The organism is Microbacterium sp. LjRoot205 (assembly GCF_056175745.1).
The window spans coordinates 1-7,575 of the sequence record NZ_JBGFFH010000019.1 but is presented as its reverse complement, the minus strand read 5'-3'; the positions used below and the strand labels follow the sequence as shown (position 1 = coordinate 7,575).

Genomic DNA, 7,575 nt, shown 5'->3' with positions numbered 1-7,575 from the left:
GGCGGGGGCTGCGGGGCCGCCGGCGACGCCCCGGCTATCGGGCGACCGGCTCGCGCTGGGCAGAGGCGGCGGCGGCCGCGCCCGTCGCCGGTGCGGCGTCAAGCTCCTGCTCGCGCCGGGCCAGCGCAGCCGCCGCAGGGTCGGCCTCCTGAGCTTCGCGGTCGGGTGCGCTCTGCTCCTGGGTCCGCTGCTCCGTGCGGCCGCGCTGGAGGTGGATGGTGCTGAGGTTGTTGTCGGGGCCGATGCTGGAGGCGATGAACCGCTCGCGCTGCTCGCCGTTGTGCTCGGAGGCATCCACGCGGCCGGTGGCGACGAAGTTGTCGCCGTTGCGGAAGGTCTCTGCGGCGCGCGTCGCTGAGGCGTTGAACATCACCAGCTGCGTGCGGACGGCCGGCGGGAACGTGCCGTCCTCGTTCGGGTTCGGATCCTGCAGGCCGACCCACGCGAACAGCCGGTTCCGGCCGTTCTCCGAGGTGGTCAGCTCGGGATCCGACATGAAGTGCCCCACGACTCCGGGGCGAGTAGGAATGGCCATGCCCTTCCCCTTCTTTCGCTGTCGACTGATTCGCCCGCGGTTGCGGGGTCACCCATCAGGTGCGACCGACGGCAGGAGAAACCGTCTGCCTACCTCCTCTTGGAACAGATCGAGCAGAAAGGAGCGCGCCGATGGACAGGTTCACGGGCCTGCGGTGGGACGAGCGCGCCGCTCGGGTCATGATCGCTACCGCCTTCGAGCCCGGCAACACGGTCACCGGGTCGCTGCTGGACGCCGAAGGCCCGATCGCGACGCTGCGGCTGGCCGACAGCGACGACCCCATTCCAGGGCTCAGCGCGAAGGAGGCGGCAGCCTGGCGGGGACCCGTGCAAGCGCGGCTGAACCCCCAACAGGTTGATCACGCTCTCGAGCAGACGGAGCGTCAGGACATGAGGATTCTGATCCCCGGCGACTACGGCTGGCCGACAGAGCTCGACCAGCTCGGCTCCCGGACGCCAGCCGCGCTCTGGGCGAAGGGTCGGCCCTCTTCCCTGGCACATCCGGAGGCCGCGAGGATCGCTGTGGTCGGCGCCGAGGCGGCGTCCACGTACGGCTACGAGATGGCGACCGCACTCACCGGGGACCTCGCTCAGACAGGGATCCATATCGTCTCGGGTGGTTCGTACGGCATCGATGCCGCCGCGCATCGCGCCGCGATGCTGAATGGAACGACCACGATCGCGGTAATGCCGACCGGGTTGGATCGCGTCTACCAGATGGGAAACTCGGACCTCTACCGGCGGATCGAGGAGACGGGCCTGCTCCTCAGCGAGCTACCTCCAGGAACGACCCTCACCCGTGGGCGGACTCAACAACGGACGCGCCTCATCGCGGCATTGTCGGATGGCGTCCTCCTGGTGGAAGCAGACGCGCGATCCTCGGCAATCAATGTCCTTCGTGAGGCGACTGCCTTGCGACGACCAGTCGGCGCGGTGCCGGGTCCGATCACCCGCCCTGTGAGTGCGGGCCCGAATCTATGGATCCAAAGCGGGCAGGCGATGCTCGTGACCTCGGCGACGGACGCGCGCAAGTTCCTGCTGAGCAATCCAGCCCGCCCAGGCCGCGAGCGTCACCTCACCGAGTTCGAGACGCCTGCCGTGGCAGATCCTCCCGCGCCGGACTGGCTCCGCCGCTAGCGCCCCGCCCCCCAACCGGAATGCGTCAGTGGCCGGCACGTAGTGCGGCCTCCACGGCGGCGCGGTCTTCCCGCAGCTGGGAGGCGTCCCGGCGGCTCGGCCAGGCGCGCAGATCGGTGACGATCGGGCGGGCGGTGCGGAGCATGACGATCCCGGTGCCGAACGGCAACGTTCGGAGCACGTCGGGCGGGAGGATCGGGACCCGTCGGATGGAGCGCTGGCTGGAGTGCGCGCCGTAGGCGTCGGTCGTGTACGAGTCCGTGCCCTCGTCGCGTTCCCCGATCAGCGTCGACAGGTCCTGCAGGTCCCGGCTGTTGGATGCGCCGCCGAGGATCACCTTCACGATTGACGCGTCCCAGATCGCGTTCGCATTGTTTTCGCCCCACTTCTCCCGCGCCTGGGCGAGCGACTGGAGCACTGGGAGCGTCGTGATGCCCGTCCCGCCGCCCTCAGCCATGAGGGTCGGCAGGCTCGGCAGCGGTGACAAGTTGCCGATCTCGTCGAGCGCAAGCAGCAACGGAGGGTCCATCCGGGCGCCAGGGGAGCGGGCGGCGATCTTCCGGGCCGCCTCCACGAGGTCCTCGATGAACGCGGCCACCAGCGCCGCGGACGCACCTGCCCCAGCACCGGTGGCGAGGAGGAACAGGGTGCCGCCTGCCCGGAGGAACGTCTCCGGGTCGAACTCCTCCCCGGGAGCCGGGGACACGGCGTCGAGCACGCGCGGATCGGCCAGCGCTGCCAGGGCGAGGGACACGCCCTGCCAGATGCTGTCGCGGGTGCGGGGGTCGGCCTGCACCATCGCGTCCAGGCTCTCGGCCCATCCGTCGGCCGCGCCGGGGTGCGAGGAGAGCACTCGGACGGCGTCGGCGGCGAGCGTGGGATTCAGGGCCCACTGGTAGAGGGTCTTCGCGTCGCGCCCGTCGAGGGCGGCTGCGTGCAGCAGCGCCTGGATCGCGCTGGTGGTCTTGCCTTCCCAGAAGCCGGCGTCCTGCACCCCGCCGAAGCCTGTGGCCGTCGCCAACCCTTTCGCTCGGATCATGGCTGTGAGGGGGTCCTGGCAGCCGCGCACGGGCGACCACCGCAGCCCAGCGGGCAGGCCCGGGGCAAGCTGCTGTGGATCGAACACGGCCACCGGACCCTTCCGCGCCCGCGCGCGGAGCGTGGCCGTGAGGTTGTCCGGCCGGGTCGAGGTCGTGATCACCGCCCCGGGGGCGTCCAGGACGCTGTTGATCACGATGTGCAAGCCCTTGCCGGAGCGGGGCGGACCGATCAGGAGGATGCTGTCCTCGATCGTCGCCCACACCTGTCCGCCCTTGCTCGAGCCGAGCAGGTAGCCCACGTCGCCTGGGGTGGCCTTGCCGGTCAGCGAGGGCCGCAGCGTGCTGGCGCGCTTCACGAGGGTCTTGCCGGATGCGACCCGGGCGATCTCCCCGCCGGTCGCGGTGCCCGCCAGCTGGTGCGGGTTCGTACTCGAGCGCGCGCGACGGATCGCCCGGAAAACGAATACGCCTGCCGTGCCGAGCACGCCGAGCAGGACGACGACCAGAAGCCAGTAGACGACCGGGTTCAGGCCGTCAGCCCCGATTGCCGCCCCTGGGTCGGCCGGGGATGCCAGGACGCCGAGCCCGTCGGTGAGGCTCCCGGACGGCTCCGGGAGGCCGGTGAGGAACGCGGCCGCGCTGCCGGCCACTCGGAGCACGCCGCCGAGGGCGATGGCGGCGACCAGTGCGCCAAGGGCGACGTTCAGCAGGGCATCGTTGGCGGGGCGGGCCTGTCCGGGCGCGGCCATGACGCCTCCTTCCTGACCCGTCCGTGCGGCGGGTCAGGAGCGAGGTAGGGCCCGGCGAAGGTCAGTCGGCGCGCTGAATCGAGAGAGTGCCCGAGATACGACCCAACAGGATCACCTCGCCGGTGACCGTCGCCTTCTCCGCCCGATCCACCAGGGCGCGAGCGGTCCCGTTGCCGCCGGCGGAGGTATGCCGCAGCACGAGGGCGATCGCGACGTCCTCGCCCGGAACGAACCCTTCGGACGTGAACTCGACCAGCACCGGTCCCGGCGCAGCTGGCGGTATCGGCGCGTCACCGGGCACAGCTACCGGGGTGATGATGTCGGCCCAGACGCTGCCGTCCAGCTCGTGGACCTCGACCCGAGTGGGGCTGTGCAGCCGGGTGACCAGCTCGCCGATCGCCCGGCCAAGCTCGTCCCGGGTCGTCGGCGCGGCAGGGATGCGCTGCCCGTTCACGGTCAGCACGATGTGCTCTTCGGAAATGACCTCCGCAATGATCAACGGCAGCACCGCCGGGACAGCTTCGGGGTCGCTCTTGCGCCACATCCTCACGCCGCCGTACCCTTATCGAAAGGCCCCAGCGATGCTCCCGGATCCGTGAACTTGCGGGCTTCCCCAGTCATCCGGCCGGTCGTATCGAAGGCCGCCAGCTCGCTCGGGTGCAGTTGATGCTGGATCACGAAGGACCTGTCCTTGATCCGCCACAGGCCCTGCCCGGTGCCCAGAGTGGGCAGCAGCCGCTGCTCGGTTCCGGTGAGCCCGAGGGTCTGCGCGGTGACGCCCAGCTGGTCGCTCTCTTGCCGATAGATGATCCTCGTCTCCGCATTGGCGAGCAGGCTGCCGGCCAGCGCCCGCATGGCTGAGCCGCTGTCGCCGACGGTGTCCAGATCCGTCAACTTGTGGAAAATCAAGAGGTTCGCGATGCCGTAGTGGCGGCTGAGGCGCCACTGCGCGTCCATCCGCCGCAGCAGCGACGGATGGCTCATCAGCCTCCACGCCTCGTCGTACACGACCCATCTCTGCCCGCCTGCCGGGTCGAGGAGCGCGGCTTCCATCCACGCGGAGGAGCAGGTCATCAGCACGCTGATGAGGGTCGAGTTCTCCACCACCCGGGAGAGGTCGAGGCTGATCATCGGCAGCGTGGGGTCGAAGGTCACGGTGGAGGGCCCGTCGAACAATCCGGCCAGGTCGCCGGCGACGAGTCTGCGCAGCGCGTGGCCGACGAGGCGGCCGTCTTCGGCGAGGCGCCCGTCGAGGTTGTCGGCGGAGTCGGGGGCGAGGATGCGTTCGACGATCATGGGCAGGATCGGCACGGAGGCCTGCGCGACAGTTGCGCGCAGCGCAAGGTCGATCGCGGTGTGCTCCAGAGGAGAGAGGGGTCGCTCGAGGACGGTCTCGGCCAGCGCCCCGATCAGGTCGCGACGACGGGAGGCGATGGTGGAGGTCCACTCGGCCTCGGAGAGGCCGGCGGGTCGGTAACCCTGGTCCAGGGGGTTGAGGCGGGTGCGGAGGCCGTGCCCCAGGATGATGGCCTTTCCGCCGACTGCTTCGGCGATCGCGGAATGCTCGCCCTTGGGGTCGCCGGGAACGTAGACGCGGCGTCCGAAGGCGATGCTGCGCGTGTAGAGGCTCTTGGCGAGGCTCGATTTCCCGGCGCCCACGATGCCGGCCAAAACGAGGTTCGGGGCGGTGATCAGCCCCCGCTGATACAAGTGCCACGGGTCGTAGACGAAGCTGCCGCCCGAGTAGAGATCCTGCCCTACGAAAACACCGCTGGAGCCCAGGCCGCCCTCCGCGAGGAAGGGATACGCGCCCTGGAGCGTCGCGGAGGTGTCCTGGTGGGTGGGCACCCGGAACGGCCGGTAGGAGCGCAGCGCCGCGGGGCCGGGCTCGCCGCCGCGGGGCAGGTAGGTAATGGCGCGCGCTTCGGCGCGCTGGGCGTCGTAGCGTGCCTTCTGCTCGGCGCGGGTGGCCGCCTGATCGTTGGCGAGGACGGCCTCGGCGGCCTTCTGGCGTTGCCGGCGGCCGCGGCGGCTGCCCCGCCCGGTCTCGACGAGGACGGTGGAGTAGAGCTTGCGGCGGCTGCGATCGGGATCCATGACGGGGCCTTCCTTCCGGGGTCGGTGCCGGACAGGTAAGGGCTTCAGATGCCGCGGCCCAGCGGCAGCGCAGCAGCGACGAACGCCTGGGCTTGCTGAGCGACCAGGAGCCGGGTCTCGCAGGAGGCTTGGATCGCGGCTTGCTCGATGGCGGCGACGGCGGCGTCGAGCTCGTCGACGGTGTCGGCGGACACGGCGATCAGCCCGGTGAAGCGCAGCACCCCGTGCCCGGCGGTGAGGTCGGCTTCCTGCTGGAGCACGTCCTGGTACTCGGCGGACTGCGAGGCGTCCTCGATCTGCCCGATCCGCTGCCTCTGGGTGGCGTCGGAGATGTATTCGGTTTTCTTCTTGCGGATGTCGCGGGCTGCTTGGTCGGAGCGGACCGGGTCGCACAGCATCGTCACCGATCGGCGGATCCCGGAGCTGAGCAGGATCGGGGCGAGGAACCCCGGGTAGACCATCGCCCGGGGCCACTGGCTGATCCACAGCACCGCGTGGTGCGCGGAGTCCGACCGCAGCCTGGACCAGGTCTCCTCGACGGCGACCGGGCCGGCAGTGGCCAGGTCGCGGCCGAGGTCGCCGGCACGGTCGAGGCTCGAGGCGACCTGCGGGTCGTAGGCGGTGCGGAGCATGACGGCCAGCTGCCCCGGCGTGTACCAGTCGGAGGGCTTCAGGTCCGCGGCGCGCAACGCGGTGGTCAGGGTGTGCATCTCCTGGCCGAGCACGGCGGCGGCCCCGCGGAGGCTGCCGCCGGCGGCGCGGATCTGCCGTGCGGCGGCGCGCATGTCCAACTGTATGGAGATCGTGGTGATGTGCCGTTCCCCGGTGGGACCGGCGCGCTCGATGAGCTCCCGATAGGTGTTGGCGACCCAGGAGCCGTCGTCGCGGCCATGCTCGGCCCACCACTGCGTCAGCCCGGACCCGGAGTCCGGCAGCGTCCGCTCCAGGACCTGCAGCCGGGCGACGCGGCCGGAGCGGCACACGGTGGACAGGACGCGCCCCCAGGCATGCACGCGCCGCTCCTGCTCGCCGGGGTCCATCAGCACGAAAGCCGGGTGATTGACTTCCAGGATCGCGGTGAGCGTCTGCTGGTGCGGGTCGTGGACCATCACCGCCCCGGTCTCGGGGTCCTCGTACTGCCTCAGCGCCGCGGCATCGCCGGGGAGGGCGAGAGTGCCGGCGGGGCGGGGCTTGGCGATGCGGCGCCGGTAGGCGGTCTGCCGTGCAGCCTTGCGCCAGAGCCAGTGCCCGGTGATCGGCACCCACTCGACGAGCTTGCGGCCGCCGATCCCGACGACCGCGAGCCCGACCGCGGAGGCCCAGGCCGGGGCGGTGAACAAGGCCGTGGAGCCGCCGGCGTACAGGGAGGCGACGAACACGACGGCCGCGACCGCCAGGACGATCACCTGCGACAGGGACAGGCCCAGGATCAGTCCCCGGGTGGTGAGCCGGGAGAACTTCACCGGCGTCAGCTCGTACTCGGATCGGGTGGTAGCCATGCTGCTCCTCGGGGCTCGGCGGGACATGCGGGACGCCAGGCAGGTACGAGGACGCGAAGAAGGCGGCGGTGCACGATCCCCGGGTCAGGTCGCTACAGCTGACCGGGTCGTGCACCGCCGCCTTCCGGGGGGTGTCACCTCCTCTCGGGATCGGGGCGGTCGGGGGCTACCGCTTCCCCGGATCCGTCGGGGAGGGTGCCGGGGGCGCAGGAGAGGTGCGCTGCGGCGGCGGCGCCTGCTGGGCCGGCGGAGCCGAAGCACCCGTCGCAGGCGGCGGCCCCTGCCGGGGTGGCGTCGGCTGCGACCGCTGCGGCGCCGCGGGCTCGGTGGCGGGCGCAGGGGAAGGCTGCGCCGGAGGCGGGGACGAGGTCGCGTGCCGTGGCGGCTGCTCGGGCGGCGGGGCGGCCTGGCCCTCCTGCGCGACCGAAGCCTGACCTTCCGCGGCCCGGCCCACAGAGGCGCCCGCTTTGGGGCACGCCTCCGCCGCGCCCTTGGCGACGGTGGCAGCCGCGGCCACCC

The 7,575-nt window shown here is 71.4% G+C and carries 6 protein-coding genes; 1 reads left to right on the top strand and 5 read right to left on the bottom strand.

Annotation, left to right across the window (positions count from 1 at the left end; all coding sequences use genetic code 11):
• Window positions 1-34: 34 nt before the first annotated feature.
• The gene (locus AC04ME_RS19090) at window positions 35-535 is read right to left on the bottom strand and encodes a hypothetical protein (protein ID WP_143738356.1); all 501 of its coding nucleotides are present in this window, start codon (window positions 533-535) and stop codon (window positions 35-37) included.
• A gap of 131 nt (window positions 536-666) precedes the next feature.
• On the opposite strand from AC04ME_RS19090, the gene AC04ME_RS19085 reads away from it, so the two are divergent.
• On the top strand, window positions 667-1,671 hold the full coding sequence (locus AC04ME_RS19085; protein WP_087132350.1) for a DNA-processing protein DprA: 1,005 nt from the start codon (window positions 667-669) through the stop codon (window positions 1,669-1,671).
• A gap of 25 nt (window positions 1,672-1,696) precedes the next feature.
• Here AC04ME_RS19085 and AC04ME_RS19080 read toward each other — a convergent pair whose 3' ends face one another.
• The 4 genes from AC04ME_RS19080 to AC04ME_RS19065 all read right to left on the bottom strand — a co-directional run bounded on the left by AC04ME_RS19080 (window position 1,697) and on the right by AC04ME_RS19065 (window position 7,056).
• On the bottom strand, window positions 1,697-3,460 hold the full coding sequence (locus AC04ME_RS19080) for a TraM recognition domain-containing protein (protein WP_087132351.1): 1,764 nt from the start codon (window positions 3,458-3,460) through the stop codon (window positions 1,697-1,699).
• Window positions 3,461-3,521: 61 nt separating this feature from the next.
• Complete coding sequence (locus tag AC04ME_RS19075) at window positions 3,522-4,004, bottom strand: hypothetical protein (protein WP_087132352.1); 483 nt, start codon at window positions 4,002-4,004, stop codon at window positions 3,522-3,524.
• Window positions 4,005-4,006: 2 nt separating this feature from the next.
• On the bottom strand, window positions 4,007-5,557 hold the full coding sequence (locus AC04ME_RS19070) for an ATP-binding protein (RefSeq protein ID WP_087132353.1): 1,551 nt from the start codon (window positions 5,555-5,557) through the stop codon (window positions 4,007-4,009).
• 44 nt (window positions 5,558-5,601) lie between these two features.
• Window positions 5,602-7,056 carry an SCO6880 family protein gene (locus AC04ME_RS19065; protein ID WP_087132354.1) on the bottom strand — a complete coding sequence of 485 codons (1,455 nt, stop codon included), beginning with the start codon at window positions 7,054-7,056 and terminating at the stop codon, window positions 5,602-5,604.
• Window positions 7,057-7,575 lie beyond the last annotated feature (519 nt).

Coding starts and splice junctions, on each gene's coding strand:
- AC04ME_RS19090 (WP_143738356.1), bottom strand. CDS start 535: ATGGCCATTCCTACTCGCCCCGGAGTCGTGGGGCACTTCATGTCGGAT.
- AC04ME_RS19085 (WP_087132350.1), top strand. CDS start 667: ATGGACAGGTTCACGGGCCTGCGGTGGGACGAGCGCGCCGCTCGGGTC.
- AC04ME_RS19080 (WP_087132351.1), bottom strand. CDS start 3,460: ATGGCCGCGCCCGGACAGGCCCGCCCCGCCAACGATGCCCTGCTGAAC.
- AC04ME_RS19075 (WP_087132352.1), bottom strand. CDS start 4,004: ATGTGGCGCAAGAGCGACCCCGAAGCTGTCCCGGCGGTGCTGCCGTTG.
- AC04ME_RS19070 (WP_087132353.1), bottom strand. CDS start 5,557: ATGGATCCCGATCGCAGCCGCCGCAAGCTCTACTCCACCGTCCTCGTC.
- AC04ME_RS19065 (WP_087132354.1), bottom strand. CDS start 7,056: ATGGCTACCACCCGATCCGAGTACGAGCTGACGCCGGTGAAGTTCTCC.